Source organism: Kibdelosporangium banguiense (assembly GCF_017876405.1).
In the GTDB taxonomy this organism is placed as follows: Bacteria; Actinomycetota; Actinomycetes; order Mycobacteriales; family Pseudonocardiaceae; genus Kibdelosporangium; species Kibdelosporangium banguiense.
The window spans coordinates 7,319,920-7,340,932 of record NZ_JAGINW010000001.1 but is presented as its reverse complement, the minus strand read 5'-3'; the positions used below and the strand labels follow the sequence as shown (position 1 = coordinate 7,340,932).

At 66.3% G+C, this 21,013-nt stretch carries 19 protein-coding genes; 7 read left to right on the top strand and 12 right to left on the bottom strand.

Going from position 1 to position 21,013, the window contains the following annotated elements:
• Nucleotides 1–29: 29 nt before the first annotated feature.
• Nucleotides 30–1,280 (top strand): ATP-grasp domain-containing protein, encoded by a 1,251-nt coding sequence (locus tag JOF56_RS33965; RefSeq protein ID WP_245378498.1) that lies wholly within the window; start codon nucleotides 30–32, stop codon nucleotides 1,278–1,280.
• 15 nt (nucleotides 1,281–1,295) lie between these two features.
• Nucleotides 1,296–2,573: an MFS transporter gene (locus JOF56_RS33960; RefSeq protein WP_209643531.1), complete on the top strand. Its 1,278-nt coding sequence runs from the start codon at nucleotides 1,296–1,298 to the stop codon at nucleotides 2,571–2,573.
• Nucleotides 2,574–2,585: 12 nt separating this feature from the next.
• On the opposite strand, the gene JOF56_RS33955 is transcribed toward JOF56_RS33960, so the two are convergent.
• The 4 genes from JOF56_RS33955 to JOF56_RS33940 form a co-directional block, all read right to left on the bottom strand.
• A complete protein-coding gene (locus tag JOF56_RS33955; RefSeq protein ID WP_209643530.1) occupies nucleotides 2,586–3,296 on the bottom strand; it encodes a hypothetical protein in 711 nt (236 codons plus the stop codon).
• 553 nt (nucleotides 3,297–3,849) lie between these two features.
• Complete coding sequence (locus JOF56_RS33950) at nucleotides 3,850–4,305, bottom strand: hypothetical protein (RefSeq protein ID WP_209643529.1); 456 nt, start codon at nucleotides 4,303–4,305, stop codon at nucleotides 3,850–3,852.
• 233 nt (nucleotides 4,306–4,538) lie between these two features.
• A complete protein-coding gene (locus JOF56_RS33945; RefSeq protein ID WP_209643528.1) occupies nucleotides 4,539–5,204 on the bottom strand; it encodes an SDR family NAD(P)-dependent oxidoreductase in 666 nt (221 codons plus the stop codon).
• Nucleotides 5,205–5,324: 120 nt separating this feature from the next.
• Nucleotides 5,325–5,990: a DsbA family oxidoreductase gene (locus JOF56_RS33940; protein WP_209643527.1), complete on the bottom strand. Its 666-nt coding sequence runs from the start codon at nucleotides 5,988–5,990 to the stop codon at nucleotides 5,325–5,327.
• A gap of 91 nt (nucleotides 5,991–6,081) precedes the next feature.
• Between JOF56_RS33940 and JOF56_RS33935 the strand changes: the two genes are divergently transcribed.
• Complete coding sequence (locus JOF56_RS33935; protein WP_209643526.1) at nucleotides 6,082–6,642, top strand: TetR/AcrR family transcriptional regulator; 561 nt, start codon at nucleotides 6,082–6,084, stop codon at nucleotides 6,640–6,642.
• Nucleotides 6,643–6,676: 34 nt separating this feature from the next.
• Here JOF56_RS33935 and JOF56_RS33930 read toward each other — a convergent pair whose 3' ends face one another.
• Nucleotides 6,677–8,098 carry an NAD(P)/FAD-dependent oxidoreductase gene (locus tag JOF56_RS33930; protein WP_209643525.1) on the bottom strand — a complete coding sequence of 474 codons (1,422 nt, stop codon included), beginning with the start codon at nucleotides 8,096–8,098 and terminating at the stop codon, nucleotides 6,677–6,679.
• A 128-nt stretch (nucleotides 8,099–8,226) separates the two neighbouring features.
• Here JOF56_RS33930 and JOF56_RS33925 point away from each other — a divergent pair, with 128 nt between their 5' ends.
• Nucleotides 8,227–8,823, top strand: coding sequence for a TetR/AcrR family transcriptional regulator (locus JOF56_RS33925; RefSeq protein ID WP_209643524.1), 597 nt, complete (start codon nucleotides 8,227–8,229; stop codon nucleotides 8,821–8,823).
• Between the two features lie 34 nt (nucleotides 8,824–8,857).
• Here JOF56_RS33925 and JOF56_RS33920 read toward each other — a convergent pair whose 3' ends face one another.
• The 7 genes from JOF56_RS33920 to JOF56_RS33890 all read right to left on the bottom strand — a co-directional run bounded on the left by JOF56_RS33920 (nucleotide 8,858) and on the right by JOF56_RS33890 (nucleotide 16,294).
• Nucleotides 8,858–10,420 carry a class I adenylate-forming enzyme family protein gene (locus tag JOF56_RS33920; protein ID WP_209643523.1) on the bottom strand — a complete coding sequence of 521 codons (1,563 nt, stop codon included), beginning with the start codon at nucleotides 10,418–10,420 and terminating at the stop codon, nucleotides 8,858–8,860.
• 33 nt (nucleotides 10,421–10,453) lie between these two features.
• Nucleotides 10,454–10,945, bottom strand: coding sequence for a hotdog family protein (locus JOF56_RS33915; protein ID WP_209643522.1), 492 nt, complete (start codon nucleotides 10,943–10,945; stop codon nucleotides 10,454–10,456).
• A gap of 78 nt (nucleotides 10,946–11,023) precedes the next feature.
• Entirely contained in the window at nucleotides 11,024–11,821 is a 798-nt protein-coding gene (locus tag JOF56_RS33910; RefSeq protein WP_209643521.1) for an ATP-binding cassette domain-containing protein, read from the bottom strand.
• Complete coding sequence (locus tag JOF56_RS33905; protein ID WP_209643520.1) at nucleotides 11,818–12,822, bottom strand: ABC transporter ATP-binding protein; 1,005 nt, start codon at nucleotides 12,820–12,822, stop codon at nucleotides 11,818–11,820. The genes JOF56_RS33910 and JOF56_RS33905 overlap by 4 nt, the downstream gene beginning before the upstream one ends.
• Nucleotides 12,819–13,652, bottom strand: a complete 834-nt coding sequence (locus JOF56_RS33900; protein ID WP_209643519.1) for an ABC transporter permease — start codon at nucleotides 13,650–13,652, stop codon at nucleotides 12,819–12,821. The genes JOF56_RS33905 and JOF56_RS33900 overlap by 4 nt, the downstream gene beginning before the upstream one ends.
• A gap of 4 nt (nucleotides 13,653–13,656) precedes the next feature.
• On the bottom strand, nucleotides 13,657–14,577 hold the full coding sequence (locus JOF56_RS33895) for an ABC transporter permease (protein ID WP_209643518.1): 921 nt from the start codon (nucleotides 14,575–14,577) through the stop codon (nucleotides 13,657–13,659).
• 64 nt (nucleotides 14,578–14,641) lie between these two features.
• Nucleotides 14,642–16,294 carry an ABC transporter substrate-binding protein gene (locus tag JOF56_RS33890; protein ID WP_209643517.1) on the bottom strand — a complete coding sequence of 551 codons (1,653 nt, stop codon included), beginning with the start codon at nucleotides 16,292–16,294 and terminating at the stop codon, nucleotides 14,642–14,644.
• A gap of 144 nt (nucleotides 16,295–16,438) precedes the next feature.
• Here JOF56_RS33890 and JOF56_RS33885 point away from each other — a divergent pair, with 144 nt between their 5' ends.
• Genes JOF56_RS33885 through JOF56_RS33875 form a run of 3 tightly spaced genes read left to right on the top strand, consistent with a single transcriptional unit; the run spans nucleotide 16,439 to nucleotide 20,990 of the window.
• Entirely contained in the window at nucleotides 16,439–17,860 is a 1,422-nt protein-coding gene (locus JOF56_RS33885; RefSeq protein ID WP_209643516.1) for an amidase, read from the top strand.
• 9 nt (nucleotides 17,861–17,869) lie between these two features.
• Nucleotides 17,870–19,486: a CocE/NonD family hydrolase gene (locus JOF56_RS33880; protein ID WP_209643515.1), complete on the top strand. Its 1,617-nt coding sequence runs from the start codon at nucleotides 17,870–17,872 to the stop codon at nucleotides 19,484–19,486.
• Nucleotides 19,487–19,529: 43 nt separating this feature from the next.
• Nucleotides 19,530–20,990: an FAD-binding oxidoreductase gene (locus JOF56_RS33875; RefSeq protein ID WP_209643514.1), complete on the top strand. Its 1,461-nt coding sequence runs from the start codon at nucleotides 19,530–19,532 to the stop codon at nucleotides 20,988–20,990.
• Nucleotides 20,991–21,013 lie beyond the last annotated feature (23 nt).

The following is a 21,013-nucleotide window of genomic DNA, read 5'->3' as shown; positions in this document are numbered from 1 at the left end:
CCACATTCACCTCCTGCAGGGAAGAGATGATGACAACCCACAGTAATCGCCCCAAGCTGCTTGTGGTCTCGACCGGCTGGCGCCCGTTCCGGGAGTACCTGCTGCGGTCGATCAGCACCCGGTTCCGGGTGCACCTGCTGCATGTGGCCGAACCGGACTGGGAGCGGGAGTACATAGAGGACTGGACAGTGCTGCCCAGCACGACCGACGGCCCCGCGATGGCCGCCGCCGCGCTGGAGTTGCACGCCAGGGATCCGATCGCCGGTGTCCTGTGCTGGGACGAGGTGCGGATCCACCCCGCAGCCTTCATAGCCGGTGCTCTCGGACTTCGTAACGGCGAACCATCGGTGATCTGGCGGCTACGGGACAAAGGCAAGACTCGCGCTTCGCTGGCCGCGGCCGGAGTGCCGCAACCGCACTCGATCCCGGTCAAGACAGTGCAAGAGGCTCTCGCCGCCGCGACAGAGGTCGGATACCCGGCCATCCTCAAACCCCGCGGCCTGGCCGCCAGCCTCGGCGTGATCAAGGTCGAGGACGCCGATCAGCTGCGGGCCGGCTTCGCCTTCACCGAAAGCGCCCATGGTCCTGAGCCGATCGCGTACGACACCGATCAGCCCGTCCTGGTCGAGGAGTTCGTTGCGGGCGAGGAGATCAGCGTCGATTCGCTGATCCAGGACGGCAAGGTCACGCCGCTGTTCATCGGCCGCAAGGTCGTCGGCTACCACCCGTACGCCGAGGAGGTCGGCCACTTCGTCGACGGGGCCGACCCGCTGCTGACCGACCCGGCACTGCTGGACATCCTCCAGGAAACCCATGAGGCACTGGGTTTCACCGACGGTGTCACGCATTCGGAGTTCATGCTCACGCCCCAAGGGCCGAAGGTCATCGAGGTCAACGGCCGGCTCGGCGGCGACATGATCCCGTACCTCGGCCTGCTCGCCACCGGCATCGACCTCGGTGTGGCAGCCGCGTCGGTCGCGTGCGGCCTGACGCCTGATCTCACGCGCACCCACGACCGGGTGGCCGGCATTCGCTTCTTCTATGTCGAGGACGACGACACCGTGATCGACTCGGTCGTCTTCGACGAGACGAAGTTGCCGGACGCGATCGACCAGGTGGTGGCCATCGCGCAACCCGGCGCGGTGGTCTCCCCACCGCCGAAGGGAACTGTCTGGGGCCGTGTCGCCTTCGCCACCGCGGCCGGGGAATCCCGCCTGGCGTGCGAGAAGGCGCTCGACGCAGCCCAGTCCCTGCTCGAAATCAAGATGACCCTCGACTAGGAAACGAGAACGTCCATGTCAAGCAAGTCCTCGCAAAGCGCTGGTGTCTGGAACACCTTCGCCCAGTCACCGCTCGCTGTGAAGGCGGTGCTGGCAGGCGTCTTCGTCAACAAACTGGGTGGATTCCTCAACATCTTCCTGGTCCTGTTCATGACCGCACAGGGCTACTCGGGCGGCCAGGCGGCCACCGCGCTCGGTGTCTACGGCGGCGGGTCCGTGATAGGCGTCCTCATCGGCGGGGCGCTGGCCGACTGGCTGGGCGCACGCAACTCGACCGTGCTCAGCATGGGCGGCTCGGCTGTGCTGATCGCGGCGCTGCTCTACCTGCCCAACTACCTGCTGCTGATCGTCGTGGTGGCACTGGTCGGCACCGTGAGCCAGCTCTACCGGCCCGCGTCGGCGACCCTGCTGGCCGAGCAGACCAGCGAAGAGCGCCAGGTCATGATCTTCGCGATGTACCGGTTCGGGCTGAACCTGGGCACCACTGCCGCACCGCTACTCGGTTTCTGGCTCTACAACCTCGACAACCAGCAGTACACCCTCGTGTTCCTGGGCGAGGCCCTGGTCGCATTGGTCTACGCGGTGCTGGCGTTCTACGCACTGCCGCGCCGAGTGGCCAAGAAGGCCCAGGCCGACTCCCCGGCCGCCGAGAAGAGCAGCTACCTCGAGGTGCTGAAAGACCGGCGGTTCGTGCTCTTCCTGATCGCCAACCTGTTCGTCGGCGTGGTCTACATCCAGTACCTGGCCACGTTGCCGCTGGACGTCAGCGCCGCGGGCGTGCCGATCTTCTGGTACACCCTGGCGATCGCGCTCAACGGGTTCATCGTCATCGCGATCGAACTGCCGGTGACGAAGGTGACGCAGAAATGGCCGTTCAAGCTGACGGCGGTGCTCGGCTGGCTCCTGCTCGCCGCCGGGATCGCGGTCTACGGCCTCCCGCTCGGCCCCGCGGTGATCCTCATCGGCACGATGCTGTGGACCCTCGGCGAGATCGTCGGCGGTCCGGCGGTGTTCAGCTACCCGGGCACGGCCGGCCCGGCGCACCTGAGAAGCCGTTACATCGGCAGCTTCCAGTTCATGTACGGACTGGGCACGGCGATCGGCCCGATCATCGGCGGCGCGCTGTATTTCCAACTGGGCCACGGGTTGTGGCCGGTGATGGCGGTCTTCGCACTGCTGGCCGCCGCGCTCGGGCTGGTCGGGTTCACCAAACCGGTGAAGCCGACCGGCCACGAGCCCGCCGAAGAGGCCAAGCACGAGAGCCTCGCCCCTGAGGTCGGCAGCGATGCCTGAGGTCATTCGCTGCTACGACAGCACTTTCCGCGCTTGCGTGGATCGTGTCAGGCGTCCACGGCGCAGCATGTCCAAGCCTCTGGCGTGGACGTAAGCGACCAACGCGCTTCGCTTCCACCCCGCGCTCCGCCTGGCGGGCGCGGGGATACCCAATCTCGCGATCAGGTAGTCGATGTGCGCGTCCACGGCGCGCGGGCTCAGATCGAGCTCGACCGCGATGTCGGCGGACGTGGGAATGGGGCCGCCGACGGTGTGCGGCCGGTACAGGATCTCCAGCACGGAGAAGTACCGTGATCGCGGGTCGAGATATGCCTGCTCGTCCTGCCAGATCTCCGGACAGCTGCCCGTCCGCGGCTTCGACGCGGGCGCCGCGGCGGCGAAGACTGTCACCGACAAGGCCTTCGCCGCCCGCAAGGGCCGCACGATCGCCATGTCGAAGCCGAACGGCAGCCGGTCACCGGGCCGCACGGTGGCCGACCCGGTGTCGTCCACATCGGACACCGACAGCGGTTCGTAGTCCGACAGGTTCGCGATCCACCAGACCGATCTGCCGCCGGTGACCTCGCCCCTGAACTGCAGCGGTGAATCCGCGACGATTCTGATGTCCAGCGCGCACCGTGTGCACGCGCACGCACCGAATGTCCCATTCCCTCCTTCGGGAATGTCGAACCTTTCCGGCACGCGCCCGCGTTCGGCTGGCCCCTGGATGGTCAGGACTGACACGACTCTCCTCCTCCGCCGGCACGCTCCGCTTCCCAGCAAGCGTCAGCTGCGCGCCGTACACCCCCGTGCTGCCGCCAGGCGGCGAGCACACCAAAGATTGATCGCGGTGTTTCGAAATTCGCCCAATACCCGCGATTCACTCCCGTTTACCAACACCTGCCATCGATCACAGACCCCCAGGCCAGGTCAAACATATACAACCGCACACCCCTGTCAAGGCACATTTTCCCCGGTCGTGAAAAGTGGCCCGCAAATCATCACGATTGGCACGCCCTCAAAGACGTCCGCGAAATCGCGGCATAACAGAGAGCGGTCAGGGCGACCGGATCAGTGATATTCCCCGCCCCCTGGCGCGAAAAGTATTCACACGATCACAGCCTGGATGTACATATAGCAGTGGACGCATTGATTCCCCGGACGATAGCCGGCAAGCCCCGAAAAACCGGAAGCCGCGCCACCCGTGACGAACCGTGGTGACGCGGACCAGATGAGTCAGCAAGTATCTACAGGTCAAGGCCCGCCGCGTCCCAGAGGCGGCGGGCCCGATTCGCGGTCAGAACGTGCCGGCCTTCGCCCGTGCGAAAGCGTCGGCGAATTCGCGCATGTCAGGCACCTTGCCCTCAAGCTTGAAGGACGTGCCGGCGACCGATATCTCCATCACGCCGGCCAGGCCCATCCGCTTGACCTCGACGGAGTCCACGGCGGCCAGGGGCACGACGCTGAGGACCTCCTTGACCTCCTTGATCTGGCCGCTGAAGCTGACGCCGACCGCCATCGTCACGAGACTGGTCGGCGTGACCGCGACAGCCCCGGGATTGCCGAGCTGGATGCCGGCGGCTGCCGCCCCTTTGTGCTGCGAGCCTGCCCACTTGCCGCCGATGGCCCCGGCGATCCCGCCACCCGCCGCGGCCGTCGTCGCGCCCCGTGGCTTCGCGAACGTCGCCCCGAGCAGCTCCTCGGACACCTTTCCCTGTGCCGCCTGAAAGATCTGTTCCCGATGATTCGACACTACGCTCCCTTATGGACGATTCAGCCGTGCAGCGGGGAGCATAGAAGAACAGATTGCAGCCACATTGCAGCAGCCGGACACCGGGAAAATCACGCACACACCCAAGGGTTCGCCACAGATACATCACAATTCAAAGTTGCGGGAATGCGTACCCATTCGGGCACAAGTTTCTCCGAATCATCGACGAATTCGCCCGAATCAGCCGTCGCCGGACACATCGAGTGGGCGGGCTGTCACTTGCCGAGTGCGATGTAGTGCAGTTCCGGTTCGGCGCGGGTTTCGTACAGCTCGACGTAGCTACGCGCGATGACATCGGGAGCGGCGCCCGGATGACCCGCGCCGATCCACGCACTGATGGCGATGTGCGCGACGTAGATGCCCTGCGGCTTGAGTTCGTTGTGCAGGTTCAGGGTCCAGTTGCGTAGCCCCGCGGCGGCGATGTTGATATTCGCCAGGAACGGCACCGGCGTGATGGAGCCGCCGCCGGTGGTGATGAGGATCGCCCCGGACTTGGCCGCGATCATGTCGGGCGCCACCTGTTTGACGGCCTGGATGGCGCCGGTGATGTAGAAGTCGATCTGCGGCTGAAGGGTCTCCGGGGTGACCTCGAGAACCCCCGTGGCACCGAGGGCCTGGTCAGCGGGAGAGAACTCCAGGACGTCGACCGGGCCGAAGCGTTCCTTGATCCGGGTGAACGCCTCAGCGACGGTCTCGGGCTTGCCGATGTCGCCGGTGAACCCGGCGGCCTCGATCCCCTCGGCGTGCAACTCCGCCACGAGGGCGTCGAGTTTCCCGGCGTTGCGGGCCACCAGGGCGACCTTGAACCCCTTGGCGCCGAAGGCATGAGCGATCTGGATTCCGAGCCCGGGGCCGGCTCCGACGATGGCGATGACAGGCACAGCTATTCCTCTCTTACTGGTTGTTGTTCAGCACCCGGCCACGCACACGCCCCGCTTACCGGGTCGCAGTAGCCATCCGCCTCGGTCTCGATGAGCACCAAAGGCGACGCTGGCGTGTCCTCAGCCATTGACCTGCTCCCATGCCTGATCGATCGCGGCGACATACTGGTCGACACTCACGGCACCAGGGATGCCCAGGCGTCCACCGAGGACGGTGAACGGCACGCCGCGCGCCCCCAGCCGCTCAGCCTCGGCATGGTCGGCACGCACGGCATCCGCGTAACGATCGCTGGCGAGCACGTCCCGAATCTCGCCGCCGGGGATACCCAACTGTTCGCCGAGACGGATGAGCGTGCCGTGCTCGAAGGCATCGAAGTTGCCGGCGAAGACCTCAGCCTGCATCGCACGCAGGTACTCCCAGGCCACGCCGTACTCGGCACCCAGGTGCACCAGACGCAGCATGTCCAAGGTGTTGCGCATCGGCCGATGGACCTCGTACTTCAGCCCTTCCCCGGCCGCCTGCTCGGCCAATCCCTGTTCCATTGCCCGTCCCTGCGCCTCGGACACGCCGTACTTCTTGGTCAGGAAGCTCAGAGTGGGCGTGACCGTCGTCCCGGCGGCCGGGTCGAGCTGGAACGTATGGATCTTCAGCTCGATATCGCCCGCGTGCGCGGACCGCTCGACGGCGGTGCCCAGGCGCTGCTCCCCCACGTAGCACCAGGGGCACAGCACGTCCGCCCACACGTCGATCGTCAGCCGGGTGGCCGTTTCTGTCGCCGGCTCCATCCGAGGATCACCTCCGGTAAACTGAACCTACCTTCAAGATAGGACCGTAGCACGTAACTTGAAGGTGGGTTCAAGATGTGACGGGGTGGACATGGCAGAACCGAAGGCACTGCGCCGGGACGCACGCGACAACGCGGCCAAACTGCGAGCCGCGGCGCTCGACGTCTTCCTGACCAAGGGGCTCGACGCGCCTATCCAGGAGATCGCGAAGGCCGCGGGGGTGAGCGTCGGCACGCTCTACAACCGTTTCGGCACCCGCGAAGGCCTCATCGACGCGGTCATCCCCGACGTCGCCGGTGCCCGCCTGCAGGCCCTGGGCGCCGCCGTGATGGCCAAGCCCACGGTTAAGGAGCGGCTGCGGACGTTCGTCCACGGGATGATCGACCTGCAGCACCAGGATCCTGCCCTGAACGACGCGGTCCTGCGCCGTTACCCCGACGCGGTCGCATTGCTCGGAGTGTGCGACGTATCTGCCCGCCTAGGACAGGACCTCGTGCGCGAAGCACACCGTGAGGGCGCGCTCTCGGCCGACTTCACTGAGGACGACCTCTTCGGTCTCCTCTGGTTGTCCGGCACAGCAAGCCGCGACCCCGCCGCACCCCCCGGGTGGCGACGGCTGCTCGAACGCGCCCTCGACTCCGCATTGACCTGATCCGAACAGGCCTCCAGGATTGTCGGCCGGCTGTTCAGCTGTCGAAGCCGAGGCCGATGGCGTCCATGGCTTGCAGCCACAGGTTTCGTTTGCCGCTGTTGCTGTCGGCGCGTGCCATGGAGCGCCGGGTGAGTTCCACGCCGAGCCAACGGACCGGTTCGGGTGGGAACGGCAACGGCTTGCTGCGGACCATGTTCAGCTCGGTGCGTGACGTGCGCGCGCCGTCGAGGCGGTCGAGCATGACTTGGGCGGCGAACCGGGTCGCGCCGACGCCGTGGCCGGTGAAGCCGAGTGCGTAGGCGACCTGGCCTCGCGCGGCGGTGCCGAAGAAGGCCGAGAACCGGGTGCACGTGTCGATGACTCCACCCCAGCTGTGGGTGAAGCGGATGCCTTCCAGCTGAGGGAAGGTGTCGAAGAAGTTCGTCGCCAGGACCTTGAACGTGTCCGGGCGCTGGTCCAGTTCGGCCGACAACTTGGCGCCGTAGTGGTAGATCGCGTCGTAGCCGCCCCACAGGATCCGGTTGTCCGGGGTGAGCCGGTAGTAGTGGAACTGGTTGGCCGCGTCGCCCATGCCCTGGCGGTTGTGCCAGCCGAGGGAGTCTTGTTGCGACTGGGTCAGCGGTTCGGTGACCAGCACGTAGTCGTACACGGGAATCACGTACGGCCGTGCCCGGCGCAGCAGGGACGGGAACGCGTTGGTGGCCAGCACGACGTGGCGGGCCACGATGCGTCCGTAGCCGGTGGTGACGACCATGCTGGCGCCCCGGCGGCTGAGGCCGGTCGCGTGGGTGCGCTCGAAGATCCGCACGCCCAGTCGGGCGCAGGCCTCCCGCAGTCCCCACGCGAGCTTTGCCGGGTTGACCAGCGCGCAGCCGTCGCGGTCGCGTAGCCCGGCGAGGTAGGTCGGCGATGCCACCTCGGCGCGCACGGCGTCCGTGCCGAGGAATTCGTAGGTTGTGCCGTAGCTTTTCGCGAGCTCGGCTTCCTCGCGCAGGTGTTCGGTCTCGTGTGGACGGGTGGCGACGTTGATCGTGCCGGTGCGTTCCCAGTCGCAGTCGATGCCGTAGCGACGCACGGTTTCCTCGATGCCGTCGAGGTTTTCCATCCCGAGCCGTTGCAGTTCGGTCAGTTCGTCAGGCCAACGTGCCAGGCCGTTGTTGAATCCGTGGGTGAGGTTGGCGTCGCAGAAGCCGCCGTTGCGTCCTGAGGCGGCCCAACCGACCTCGCGCGCCTCGATGAGGATCACGTCCCGGCCTGGATGTCGTTCTTTGGCAAGCAAAGCGGTCCACAGCCCGCAGTAGCCGCCGCCGACCACGACGAGATCGCAGTGCTCCTCCCCGGCCAGCGCGGCCACGGGTGCCGGCCGCGCCGGATCGTCGAGCCAGAACGGCACAGGTTCGGCGTCCACGAGCGCACGGACAGGGTCAGCGGTGGTGACACGGTGAACGATCGTCATCGTCAGGGCTCCTTTATGGAACGGATGTTATATTACTTCACGTAAAGATTGCTACATGAAATCGGTGGTGTGTCCGGCGTCGCGCAGGCGCTGTAACGTCACGGACTGGCGGACTGGGAGGTACGAGGTTGCCGAAGTACGTGGACCCCGAGCAGCGGTCGCGCGAGATCGTCGAGGCCGCGGTCGCCGCGCTGAGCGAAGGCGGGTTCGCCAAGTTCACGCTCCGCAACCTGGCTCAGCGGATGGGCGGCTCGATGTCGCTCATCACGCACTACTTCCCCAACCGGGAGGCGTTGATCGAGGGCATCCTGACCGCCTTCGAGCAGGACATCGCGGAGTTCAACGAGGAGATGCAGTCGGTCGGCGATCCGGCCGAACGGCTGCACCGGGTGGTGGAGTGGGCCCTGCCCCTGGCCGAGGACGGGCTGATCATGGAGCGGGCGCGGATCGCGCTGCTCGCCCACCGCGACGCCGAACCGGCCATCGACGCGTTCTTCGTCCGGCTGGAACCCCTGATGCGCGGCGTCTACCGCGACCACGTGGCGGCGCTCGTGGACGAGGCGGACCTCGAGTTCGCCGTCGACCTGATGCGCGCCTGGGTCAACGGCCTCACATTGTCGGCGATCGAGCACCCCGAGATCTGGACCCGCGAGCGCCAGCTGCGCGTCGTGGACGCGTTCTTCGCGACACTGCCGCTGCGCGAACCTGTCACGCTCGTCCGGTGAGTGGGGCCGGCACGCGCGCGGCCCCACTCGGCCGTCAGACCAGATCGGCTGCCGGGGCGAGCACATCGACGACGCCGGCGGTGAAAGGGGCCTCGGCCTTGAGCGCCGCCTTGGCGATCTTGCCGCTGCTGGTGAGGGGCAGTTCCTCGCGGAACTCCACATAGCGCGGAACCTTGAACGACGCCAGGCCTTCGCGGCACCACGCGATGAGGGCCGCGACGGTGAGAGCAGCACCGGGCTTACGCACCACGATGGCCTTGACCTCCTCGTCACGGTCGGGATCGGGCACTGGGATGACGGCGGCATCGGCCACCTCCGGATGCGCCAGGATGTGCATCTCGACTTCGGCGCAGGAGATGCTCTCACCGCTGCGCCGCACCATGTCCCGGGTGCGGCCGATGAAGTAGTGCCTTCCGTCCTCGGTCTTGCGCACCAGGTCCCCGGTACGGAACCAGCCGCCTGGCAGGAAGAGTTCGGCGTTGGCCTCAGGCCGGTTGTGGTAGCCGAGCATCAGCCCGCGGCCACGGAAACAGAGTTCCCCGGCCTGTCCGGGCGGGAGCTCATGGCCATCCGAATCGACCACTTTGGACTCTCGGTTGGGCACGCACCAGCCCATGGATCCGTCCCCCATGAGATCCGGGCGTTCCCACGGCACGAACGTACCGATCCCGACCTCGTTGCTGCCGTACAAGTCTCTTGCCATGAGGTGGAAGCGCTCCTCCAACGGCCGGTGCAGCGCCGGCGGGACCGCGGCGACCGGCGCTTTGCGCAGCGGGAGCTGACTGTCCAACTCGGACGGCGGGAAGTCCAGCATGCCCTCGTCGATCCAGGCGTGGTCGATCTCGTGGTCGATGAGCCAGCGCAGGAACTTGCGCCTGCTCAGCCCAGGCGTGACATGCAGCTGGCCGCCACCGGCGAAGGCCAGCATCAGATACGACAGGTTCTGCATGTAGTGGAAGGGATGGTCGGCGAGGATGTGCTGCGGGTCGTCGAACAACGCCGCGCCGTAGGCGCCGAGCTCCAGCCAGTACGCGTGCGAGTGCAGGCATCCCTTGGGCAGCCCAGTGGTTCCGGAGGTGAACTGGATGCCCACGAGATCGTCGCGTCCGGCCTGGTACGTCCGGGCTGTTTCGGGATGGTCGAGCAATTCGGCGAACGAGGGGCCGGTCACGATGACATGGTCGGGCGGCACCGTTCCGCTGGTGAGCTCGGCCAGGTCCGCGGCGACGATCAGCCATGAGGCCTCCGCGTCGCCGAGCACGAACTCCACTTCCCGCCGGGTGTACTTCGGATTGACGGGCACCGCGACGGCACCCGCCTCGATGATCGCGAGCCACGCCAGCGGGAATTCGAGCTGGTTGCACAGCATGATGCCGACCTTCTCGCCGGGTTGGAGCCCGAGCGCCACCAGTGCCGAACGCAGCCGTGCGACGGCGTCACGCACCTGCGACCACGTGAGCCGTTCTCCCGATTCGACGAAATGCAGGGCCGTCTTGTCCGGCCAGGTCCGCGCGGCGTGGTCGAGGACGTCCGGGATCGTCGACTCAAGCAGGACCCGGTGATTCGGCGTCAGATCGACCGACAGCTGCGTCTGCACGTAAGGTTCTCCTTCTCCTATGGGTGGTAGGCGTCAATCGGCCTGGTGGGTTGTCCACAGCACGCGATGGGTCGCGACGAACCCTGGGCGTGCACGGCCGTCGACCTCGCCGATGTAGTCAAGGACGAGCAGGTGTCCCTGTTCGCCGCGGTCGATCACGTCAGTGACCGTTCCGCGGACGCGGAACCGGTCGGAGAACCGGATGGGGGTCACGAAGCGGACCCGGTCCAGCCCGTAGTTCCAGCCCAGGCACGGCCCTTCCGACCAGAGCACGTGGTTGACCAGGTGGTCGAGCATGGCCACCAGGTGGAATCCTTCGACCAGGTCGTCGCCGTAGCCCGCCTCGCCGCCGAACGGATGCGGCGAGAGATCGAGATAACTCGCCCGTTCGAACAGCTCGGAGCGATCGGGATCCATGCGGAACCACGGGCTGACGAAATGCTGTCCGCGCAGCAGCGGCGCCTCACTCGGATCGCGCACGCTCACGGCCACGACTTCAGATGTGTCGCTGTCGTCGACAGCCATGTCCGTCCCTCCCGCCAGAAATGTAAAGGTTGTTCCATAACAAGCGCAGCCGTGTTCCCAACACGTCCTTCAGCCTGCTCAGACCGCTGACACCGAAGGACGCCTGCGCGGTGTCCAACCGGGACGCGGGACGGCGTCCAGCAACAGTCGTGTGTACCGGTCCTGTGGGTGGTCCAGCACCTCGCCGGTGGCGCCGTGTTCGACGACCCGACCGTGCTGCATCACAAGACAGTGGTCACTGACCTGCCGTACGACAGCCAGATCGTGGGACACGAACAGGTAGGAGATGCCCAGCCGCGCTCGAAGGTCGATCAACAGGTTGAGCACCTGCGCCTGCACGCTCACGTCAAGCGCCGACACAGCTTCGTCGAGGATCAGGACGCGCGGCTGCTGCGCCAGAGCCCGTGCAATCGCCACCCGCTGCCGCTGCCCGCCGGAGAGATTGGCCGGATACTCGCCGGCGTGACGCTCGTCGAGACCGACCTCTGACAACAGTTTCAGCACCTGTGCCCGGCGCTCCGCCCGCGTATGGCGTACCGCAAGGATTTCACTGATGGCGTTGCCGACTTTCTGCCGGGGATCGAGCGATCCGAACGGGTCCTGGAACACCATCTGGATGCCGTGTCCACCGCGGCGGCTCCGTGACCCGGCGATCGGGCGGCCGTCGAGGAGGATCTCCCCGCCGGTCGCCGTCTCCAGCCCCGCGACTATCCGCGCGGTGGTCGTCTTGCCCGAGCCGGACTCCCCCACGATCGCCAGCGAACCACCCTGGGGCAGGTCGAAACTGACGTCGTCCACCGCGACAAGCCCGTCCCCGGATCGTCGCGAGCCGAACACCTTGCGCAAGGAGCGCACACTGAGCAGCGGTTCGTTCATGCCATCGCCACCTTCGGCAAAACGGATCCCAGTTCCTCGGCGCGGTGACAGGCCACCGACCGTCCCTCGATCAGCTGCGGTGCCGGTCGTTCCGCGCGACAGCGGTCCGTGGCGTAGGCGCATCGGGCAGCGAACACGCAGCCCGGCCCGGCCTCGAACGCGGAGATCGGGCGCCCAGGGATCGCCGTGAGACGCGTGACGCTCGACAGACTCGGCCGGGATGCCAGCAATGCAGCCGTGTAGGGATGCCGTGGATTGGTGGACACCTCACGGGACGGGCCCCGCTCCACGATCACGCCCGCGTACATCACGGCGAGGGAATCGGTCACCGCCGCGGCGAGGTCCAGATCATGGGTGATGAACAGCAGGCCGAGCGAACGGTCGCGGATCTGCTCCGCGAGAACCGCCATCACGTCGGATTGGACAGTGACATCCAGTGCCGTGGTGGGTTCGTCGGCGAGCACAAGATCTGGCGAAGGCAAGAGCGCCATCACGATCATCATGCGTTGCAGCAATCCACCGGAGAGCTGATGCGGATATTGCGTCAGCCTGCGCTCCGCGTCGGGTACACCGACATCTCGCAGCAGGGCACACGCGGCCTCGAGCGCTGCTGTCCGTGTCATCGCGCCGCTCGCGACGACACCTTCAGCCAAGAAGTCGCCGATCGTGCGCAGCGGATTGATGTGCGCACGAGGATCCTGGTAGATCGTCGAGATCCGGCGCGCTCGGAACTGGGCGAGTTCGCGGCCGGACAGGCCAAGCACGGAACTCCCCCGGAAGATGATCTCACCCGTGGTCGCCGCGCCTCTGGGCAGCAGGCGCGACACCGCCTTGGTGGTCATCGACTTGCCCGAGCCGGATTCGCCGACCACGCCGACCGATTCACCTGGCGCCACCGACAAACTGACGTCGTGAATCACCACGCGGGGCTCCCCGCCTCGCCGACGGGCCGGAAGCTCCACATGCAGGTGCTCGATGTCGAGAAGGCGCTCGTCCGTCATCCGTCTGCTCCGATCCGCGCCGAAAGGCGTGCCCCGACGATGTTGAACGAGACCACGGCCAGCACGATGGCCAGGCCCGCGGACACACTCTGCTGAACCGCCCCGGTCAGCAGGTCCGACCGGCCGTCGCTGATCATCACTCCCCACTCGGCCTGAGGTGGCTGCACGCCGAGGCCGAGGAACGACGTCGCCCCGAAGTCCGCCAGCGCCCACCCGAACCCCAAAGTCGCCTGAGCCACAACAAGTGGAGCGACATTGCGCAGCAGATGCCAGGTGCAGATGTGCCACGCCGACAGACCGGCCAGCTGACAGGCTTCCACGTATGGCAGGTGCCGTTGCCGCACCGCCGCGCTACGGACCACACGCGCGATGTACGGGACGTACACGACGCTCAGCGCGATCACGGGAGCCCAGAAGCCCGCCCCGAAGATCGCCGCGGCCAGCACCGCGACAAGGATGCCGGGCACCGCGAACATGACGTTGAGCACCCGGGCAACAAGCCGATCGACCCAACCACCGTGCCACGCGGAGAACAACGCGATGGCCGTGCCCAGAACCGAACTCGCGACCACGATCAAGGCCGGACCGGCGAAACTCAGCCGCGCACCCACCAGCAGCCGGGACAGGATGTCGCGGCCCAGCGAATCCGTGCCCAGCAGATGCTGCGCCGACGGCCCCTGCGACGCGGCAAGGATGTCCGTCTGATCCGGCGCGTACGGCGCGAGCGCCCCGCCGAATATCGCCACCAGGACAAGGATTCCGCACAGCGAGCCGAAAATCGCGAGCATCGGGTCGCCGCGACGCACAAGCCTCAGCTGCACAACAGCCATCGCGTTATGTCCTTTCCCTGAGCCGCGGATCAAGGGCGGTGTGGACAAGGTCGACAACGGTCGTGACCACGACGAACACCACAACGATGATCAGCGAGACGGCATTGACGACCGCGTAGTCCTTGTTCAGCACACCTTTGACAAGCAGAGACCCAAGCCCGTCGATGCCGAAGGCGTTCTCGACGACGACCGACCCAGCAACCAGGCCACCCACCATCAACCCGGAAACCGTCAGCACCGGAATGAACGCGTTACGCAGAACATGTCGCCGAATCACCAGCAACCGGGGAAGCCCACGGCCAATCGCCGTCGCGACATGCTCCTTGCCGGCCTCCTCCGTCACGGAAGCCGTCGTGATCTGCGCAATGTAGGCAGCCCAGGCCATCGACAACGCCACCGCGGGCAACGCCAGATGCCACAGCTGATCGCCGAACCCGTTGCCCGCACCATAAGTGGGAAACCAGCCAAGCCCCACCGCGAACACACTGATCAGCAGCACAGCAGCCACAAACCCAGGAACCGCGGTCCCCAACCCGGCAAGACCGTTCACAAGCGGCCGCCACCGCGCGCTGACCCCACCAACAGTCCCGAGCAGCACGCCCACCACCAACGTGATCACCGCAGACATCGCCACCAGCACAAGCGTCGCCGAAACCCGCGGCCCCAAAAGAAGCGTCACATCCTGCCGATAAGTCAGCGACAGCCCAAAATCCCCATGAAGAACCCCGGTAAGCCAGTCCCAGTAACGAACCAACAGCGGCTTGTCGAGCCCCAACTGCGCCCGCATCGCCACACGCTCAGCCTCAGTCGCCTTCTGCCCCAGAATCTGCGCCACCGGATCCCCCGGCGCAAACCCCAAAGCAGCAAAAACAACAAACGACGCAGCCAGAACCGTCCCAACCGCCCCCACAACAGAAGTCGCCACCCGCCGCCCAAGCCCACGCCCAGCCTTGACAACCAACCCCGAGTCTACTGTAGACATGCCACTCCTACTTGGCTGAGCCGACATAGGCCATCTGCGGGGTTGACCAGTAGGCGAAAGAGGTTATGCCGCCGGCGAGGCGGTTGTTGAGGAATGTGACTGTGTGCAGGCTGAGCAGCGGGACCAGGGCGGATTCCGGTTCGAAGATCTGCTGGGCGGCGATGATCTTTTTTGCTCGTTCGGCGCCGTCGAATGTCTGGCGGGCTTCGGTCAGGAGGTTGGTGACTGTTTCGTTGGTGTAGTTGGTGTAGTTGTAGACCTGGTCGGGCAGGAAGTCGAAGCCGAGTGGCTCCAACGGTTCCGGGGCGGAGTTGAAGCTTGTTCCGAGGATCAGGTCGATTCCCGCTCGCTTGTTGGCGTCGTAGCCTGCCTGGCTGAACACCAGCGGGGTCAACGGCTTGATCTCGATGTTCACGCCCACTTGCTTGGCCTGTTGCTGGATCAGTTGCGCTGTGCGGGAGATCGCCTCGTCGCCTGACTGGATCGCCATCACGAGTGACTGGCCTTGATACGTTGACTCGCCGACGAGTTTCTTGGCTTTCTCGATGTTGTAAGCGCGTTCCCGCACGAACGGGTCGTATGCCGCTTGATACGCGGTCTTCTGGTCGTTCGGCCAGGTCGCTGGGGTCAGGACTGTGTAGACGGGCATCGCCGCGCCGTTGTACACCGCTTTGGCCAGTTCGTCCCGCGTGACAAGGGTTTGCAGCGACTGGCGCAGCTTGACGTCGCTCAGCGGGCCGTCCGGGGTCGCGACGCTGAGCAGCATCGACTGCATGGACGGACCGAACGTCAGCTTGCCTGCCTGCGAATTGCGCAGCGCCGGAATCGCCGACGGTGGAATCTCGTAGGCGCCGTCGATCTCGCCCGCGTTGAGCGCCTGGACGAGCGCCGTCCCGTCGGTGACGAACGTGAACTTCACCTGCTTGGCGAACGGGCGACGGTCGGCGTTCCAGTAGTTGTCGTTGAGGGAGACCGTAATGCTGTCGCCGCTTCGCCATGAGTCCAGTTTGAACGGTCCGCTGCACATCAGGCCGCCCCCGGAGGAACCCAGAGTCTCACCGGCTTTCTCCGAGAAGGCCTTCTGCAGCACCATCCCGCCGATACTGGCCATCCCGCCGTTGAACATGACGTCGGGCCGGGCGAACTTCACCGTGACCTCGTTCTTGCCGGTCACCGTGATGTCCTGCACGTTCTGGTAGGCGAAGCTGACGATCGTGGACGGGTCCTTGGCACGGTTCATGCTGTAGGCGACGTCCTCGGCGGTCACCGGCTGGCCGTCCCAGAACTTCGCGTCGTCACGGATCGTGTAGACCAGAGTCAGCGGATCGGCCTGCCGGAAGGTCGCCAGGTTCGGTTTCAGGGTGAAGCCGGCGTCGAACGTCAGCAGCGTGTCGCACAGGTTCGCGGCGACCTGACCACCGCTGTAGGTCGCCGCGTTGGGCGGGAACAGTGTGTCCGGCTCGCCGGTCGTGAGGTTCCAGGTGACCGTGTCGACCGCGCCTTTGGCGGGCGGCAGGCTCGCGACAAGCTCCTGCTGGGTCGGCCCGCCCGGATTCGACTGCGTTCCCGTCGAACAGCCGATCACAGCCAGTACCGCGAGAACGGCGGCGCCTGCGCGAAGCGGCCCGCGAGAGTGAGGCGTTGTTGGCGATGTTGCCATGGGCCGCTCCTTCTGCTCAGACCTCTGGCCAGCTCAGATGTAGATTTGACGGGCAACATATAACAGCTGTTCCATATCAGCAAGGGCTTGACGGGCGTTGGGCAGAGCTTGTTATAAAGGTTGTTCCATTACCGAGGAGCGCCGATGGCCGACGAGTTGATCTGGATGAGCGCCCACGAGTTGCGAGACGGGATCCGCCGCAAGGAGGTCTCGCCGGTCGAAGCGGTCGAGGCCGTACTGAACCGCCTTGAGGAAGTGAATCCCGCGATCAACGCGTTCGTGACGGTCACGGCTGACGCCGCGCGTGCCCAGGCCAAGCAGGCGGAAGCGGCGGCGTTGCGCGGTGACGACCTCCCGCCGTTGCACGGTGTGCCGATCACGATCAAAGACCTTGCCGACACCGCCGGAGTCCGCACCACGTACGGCTGTGTCGCGCACGCCGAGTACGTGCCCGACACCGACGCCATCTCGTGGGCGAGGTTGAAGGCCGCCGGGGCGATCCTGATCGGCAAGACGACAACACCCGAGTTCGGGATGCTCGGCGTGACCGACAGCCACCTCACAGGAGCCACCGGCACTCCCTGGGACCCGACCCGGACGTCCGGCGGATCCAGCGGAGGCGCGGCCGCAGCCGTCGCCGCCGGCATCGCACCGCTGGCCCTCGGATCGGACGGCGGCGGGTCCATCCGAGTACCTGCCTCATGCTGCGGCGTCGTTGGCGTCAAGCCGTCACTCGGCCGGATTCCGACCCGTCACAATGTCGACGGCGACTCGACCGACGGGCCACTCACCCGCCGGGTCGTCGACGCGGCACTCATGCTCGACGTCCTGGTCGGCCCGCACGACGAGGACCGCTTTTCCTTGCCCGCCACCGGCGAGAACTACACCGAAGCGGCCATCCGCGGGGTCGACCTCGGCGGGTTGAGGTTCGCCTACAGCGTCGGCCTCGACCAGGGACCAATCGACCCGGAAACCCGCCGCGTGGTCGACGCCGCCATGCGCGACCTCGCCGGCAACGGCGGTGCAGGCGTCGACACGGTCACCATGGATCTCCCGGACGCGATCGACTACTTCCTGCACTACTGGTCCGGCGGTATCCAGGAGTCCATGGCGGACGCGTTCCCGGAGGGAACAGAACCCTGGCCGTCGATCGTGGAATTTCTCCAGTGGGGGCGAAAAGTCTCGGCCGCGGATGTCAGCCGCGCGTTCCGCGAGACCAGGACCCAGATCTACGACGGTTTTCTCCGGATCCTGAGGGAGTACGACTTCGTGGTCTGTGCCACGACACCGACTCCACCCTTCCCGCACAGCAACGGCAAAGGCGGCCTTGACATCGTCGACGGGCAACAGGTCCGCCATCCCGACCTCTTCTTCCACCGCCTCACCGAACCACCGACCCACGCCGGGCTTCCCGTCATCTCCGTGCCGTGCGGGTTCACTCAGGACGGTCTGCCCGTCGGCCTGCAGATCATCGGGCGACCCCACGCCGACGCGCAGCTCATCGCGGCGGCCGCGGCCTTCGAACAGTTCGCGCCCTGGTCGCATCACCGCCCTCTGGACCACTGAGGACACAAAATGGGAATCGAATACCTCCGCCGTACACCCGCGCCCATATCCGATCTCGCAGAAGAGACGATGGTCCGGATGCGCGACGGAATCCGTCTCGCGACCGACGTGTACCTGCCGGACGGCAATCGCGAGCCAGGCCCCACCATCCTCGTCCGGCTGCCCTATGACAAAAACGGCGCCTACTCGTTCATGCCCGAGATCGCCGAGCACATGACGCGCCGCGGTTACCGGGTCGTCGCCCAGGATGTGCGCGGAAAATTCCGTTCCGAGGGCGAGACGCTGATGGCCGTCAACGAGGCGTACGACGGGTACGACACCATCGACTGGATCACCAAACAGCCGTGGTCCGACGGCATTGTCGGGATGTGGGGCGAGTCCTACTACGGGTTGACCCAATGGGCCGCAGCGTCGACCGCGCACCCCGCGCTACGGGCCATCGTCCCCCGGCACACCGGTACCCGGCTCGCCGAGATCCCGCCAACGGAACCAGAATGGGCCTTCGGCCGTCAGTACCTGCTGACCCACTTTCACGGCAACGATGACATCGAGTGGGAATTCGACTGGACCCGGCGCCCCTACGCGGACACCGTCGAGGAGTTCTTCGCCACCGTCGGATCGCGCTCCGCTTCCTACGACCTCACGTTCCCGCACCAGGTCGCGCTCCGCCGTTTCCCCGCAGGCCACCCGTTCGACGCTCCAGCCGTGCCGACTCTGATGCTGATGGGCTGGTGGGACAACTGTGCGCACTGGCAGTGGCAGGACTACGCCGAACTGCTGCGCAGGCCGGCGTGGTCACGGCTGCTGTACCTGCAGATCGAGGCGACCGACCACGAGAACTACTCCCACTTCGACCTGCCGATCACCCCGGAGAACGACCCCGCGGTCAACCAGCGGGCCCGGCAACGGATGTTCGGCCGGTACATCGACCCGTCACTGGATTTCTTCGACGTGTTCCTGCGCGGCCACGCCGGCACGATTCCGAGAATCCGGTGGCAGCTGGCCAACAGCGGCGACCGAGCCTTCCACGAGTCGCCGTCCTGGCCGCCGCCGGGCACCCGCACCCTGGTCCTGCACGCTTCCGGCAGCAGTCTGATCCACGAACCTGGGCCGTCCGAAGTGGTCACCTGGGTGCACGATCCCGAGGATCCCGTTCCCTCGCCGATGCCGGATTCGTTCGCGTTCCTGCGCTACCACCCGGACGAACAGGACACTATGAACCGCAAGGATGTCCTCGCGTTCACGACGGACCCTGTGACCACGGATCTGGACCTGACCGGCCCGGTCACGGTACAGGCCAGGGTCAGCTCCGACGGCCCGGAACTGGACCTCTTCGCACGACTGCTCGACGTCTCCCCCGACGGCGCGGCCCATCTGATCACACGCGGCCGGACGACCGCCATCGGCCTACAGGACATCACAGTCTCTTTGGGACATATCGGGTATCGTCTGCGATCGGGACACTCACTGAGGCTGATGATCGCCAGCACCGACGCGCCCGAATTCATTCCCGCACCGGGCAACGGGGAACATCGCTGGCTCGCACAGTCCACAAAGCCCAACACCCAGCAGGTCCATCTCGGACCGGACGGCGGCCTGACAGTGCGGTTGACCGTCGCCGGCTGATCGATCCGGGCAACCCGTTGCGCGGCCGGACGTCCTGGATGGCATGAACCTCGGGAGACGATCATTCCTGCGACTCGCCGGCATCTCCGCGGCCGGCGTACTCGCCACGGCGTGTTCGTCCGAAGCCACGCCCGCGCCCAGCAGCGGAGTCCCGTCGCCGTCCAGCGCCGCCCCGCCACCCTCGGGCCCGCCCGGCTGGGACACGCTGCGCAGCAACCTGAAAGGCCGCCTGCTGCTGCCGGACGACAGCGACTTCGCCACAGCCAAGCGTGTGTTCAACCCGCTGTTCGACGGACGCAAGCCGTCCGCTGTGGCCAGATGCACCACGCCCGAGGATGTCGAAGCCTGCGTCAAGGCGGCCGCCGGCCGGGTCCCGATCGCCCCACGCAGCGGCGGGCACAGCTACGCCGGATACTCCACCCCGGACGGTGGCCTGGTTGTCGACATCACCGCCATGTCGAAGATCGACATCCAGGGTGACACGGTCACGATCGGCGCCGGTGCCCGGCTGAAGGACGTCTACGCCGCGCTGGGCAAAGCCGGGCGGTGCCTGCCCGCGGGGACGTGCCCGACCGTCGGCATCGCCGGGCTCACCCTCGGCGGCGGCATCGGCGTGCTGACCCGTAAATACGGCCTGACCTGCGATCATCTCGTGTCCGCCCAGGTCGTCACGGCCGACGGGAAGCTGCGGACAGCCTCAGCGGACTCCGAGCCGGACCTGTTCTGGGCGCTGCGTGGCGGTGGTGGCGGCAACTTCGGCATCGTCACGGAGTTCACGTTCACCACCGTGCCCGCACCCGATGTCACCGTTTTCGAGCTGCGTTTCCCGGCGAGCGCGGCGAACGACGTGGTCAACGCCTGGCAGCGATGGGTGTCCTCGGCGCCCGCCGAATTGTGGACCAACCTGGTGCTTTCCGGTGGGTCCTCGGTGCAATGCCGGGTCGGTGGGTGTTACGTCGGCGGCGAGTCCGGATTGGCCAAGCTGCTGGAAGCCTTCATCACCGACACTGGAGCGACGCCCACGTCGCGAACGGCCCGCAGCATGGGTTACCTCGCCGCGATGAACCACTACGCCGGCAGCGAGAAACGGCAGTCGTTCATCGGAGCCTCGCGCGTCATCACCTCACCGGTCGACGCCGCCGGCCTGACGTCCCTTATGGAGGGTCGCACCGAGACGGACCTGCTGATCGACAGCATGGGCGGCGCCGTCGCCGGCATCGGAAAACAGGACACCGCGTTCTGGCACCGTGACGCCCTGGCCACCGTCCAGGTCTACGCCTCGGCGACGGCCGCGAACAAGGACCAGGTCACCCAGTCGGTGAGCGAGGTGGTCAGTCAGCTGGCCAAGGCCGGAGCCACCGGCGCCTACGTCAACTACATCGATCCCACTCTGCCGGACTGGATGACCGCCTACTACGGCGACAACGCGGTGCGCCTGAAGAAGACCGCACAGACCTACGACCCGGACAACGTTTTCGGCTTTGGGCAGGGCATCCAGGCATAGGAACTTCACGCAACCGATTACGA

Coding starts and splice junctions, on each gene's coding strand:
- JOF56_RS33965 (WP_245378498.1), top strand. CDS start 30: ATGACAACCCACAGTAATCGCCCCAAGCTGCTTGTGGTCTCGACCGGC.
- JOF56_RS33960 (WP_209643531.1), top strand. CDS start 1,296: ATGTCAAGCAAGTCCTCGCAAAGCGCTGGTGTCTGGAACACCTTCGCC.
- JOF56_RS33940 (WP_209643527.1), bottom strand. CDS start 5,990: ATGGAGCCGGCGACAGAAACGGCCACCCGGCTGACGATCGACGTGTGG.
- JOF56_RS33935 (WP_209643526.1), top strand. CDS start 6,082: ATGGCAGAACCGAAGGCACTGCGCCGGGACGCACGCGACAACGCGGCC.
- JOF56_RS33930 (WP_209643525.1), bottom strand. CDS start 8,098: ATGACGATCGTTCACCGTGTCACCACCGCTGACCCTGTCCGTGCGCTC.
- JOF56_RS33915 (WP_209643522.1), bottom strand. CDS start 10,945: ATGGCTGTCGACGACAGCGACACATCTGAAGTCGTGGCCGTGAGCGTG.
- JOF56_RS33910 (WP_209643521.1), bottom strand. CDS start 11,821: ATGAACGAACCGCTGCTCAGTGTGCGCTCCTTGCGCAAGGTGTTCGGC.
- JOF56_RS33905 (WP_209643520.1), bottom strand. CDS start 12,822: ATGACGGACGAGCGCCTTCTCGACATCGAGCACCTGCATGTGGAGCTT.
- JOF56_RS33900 (WP_209643519.1), bottom strand. CDS start 13,652: ATGGCTGTTGTGCAGCTGAGGCTTGTGCGTCGCGGCGACCCGATGCTC.
- JOF56_RS33890 (WP_209643517.1), bottom strand. CDS start 16,294: ATGGCAACATCGCCAACAACGCCTCACTCTCGCGGGCCGCTTCGCGCA.
- JOF56_RS33885 (WP_209643516.1), top strand. CDS start 16,439: ATGGCCGACGAGTTGATCTGGATGAGCGCCCACGAGTTGCGAGACGGG.
- JOF56_RS33880 (WP_209643515.1), top strand. CDS start 17,870: ATGGGAATCGAATACCTCCGCCGTACACCCGCGCCCATATCCGATCTC.
- JOF56_RS33875 (WP_209643514.1), top strand. CDS start 19,530: ATGAACCTCGGGAGACGATCATTCCTGCGACTCGCCGGCATCTCCGCG.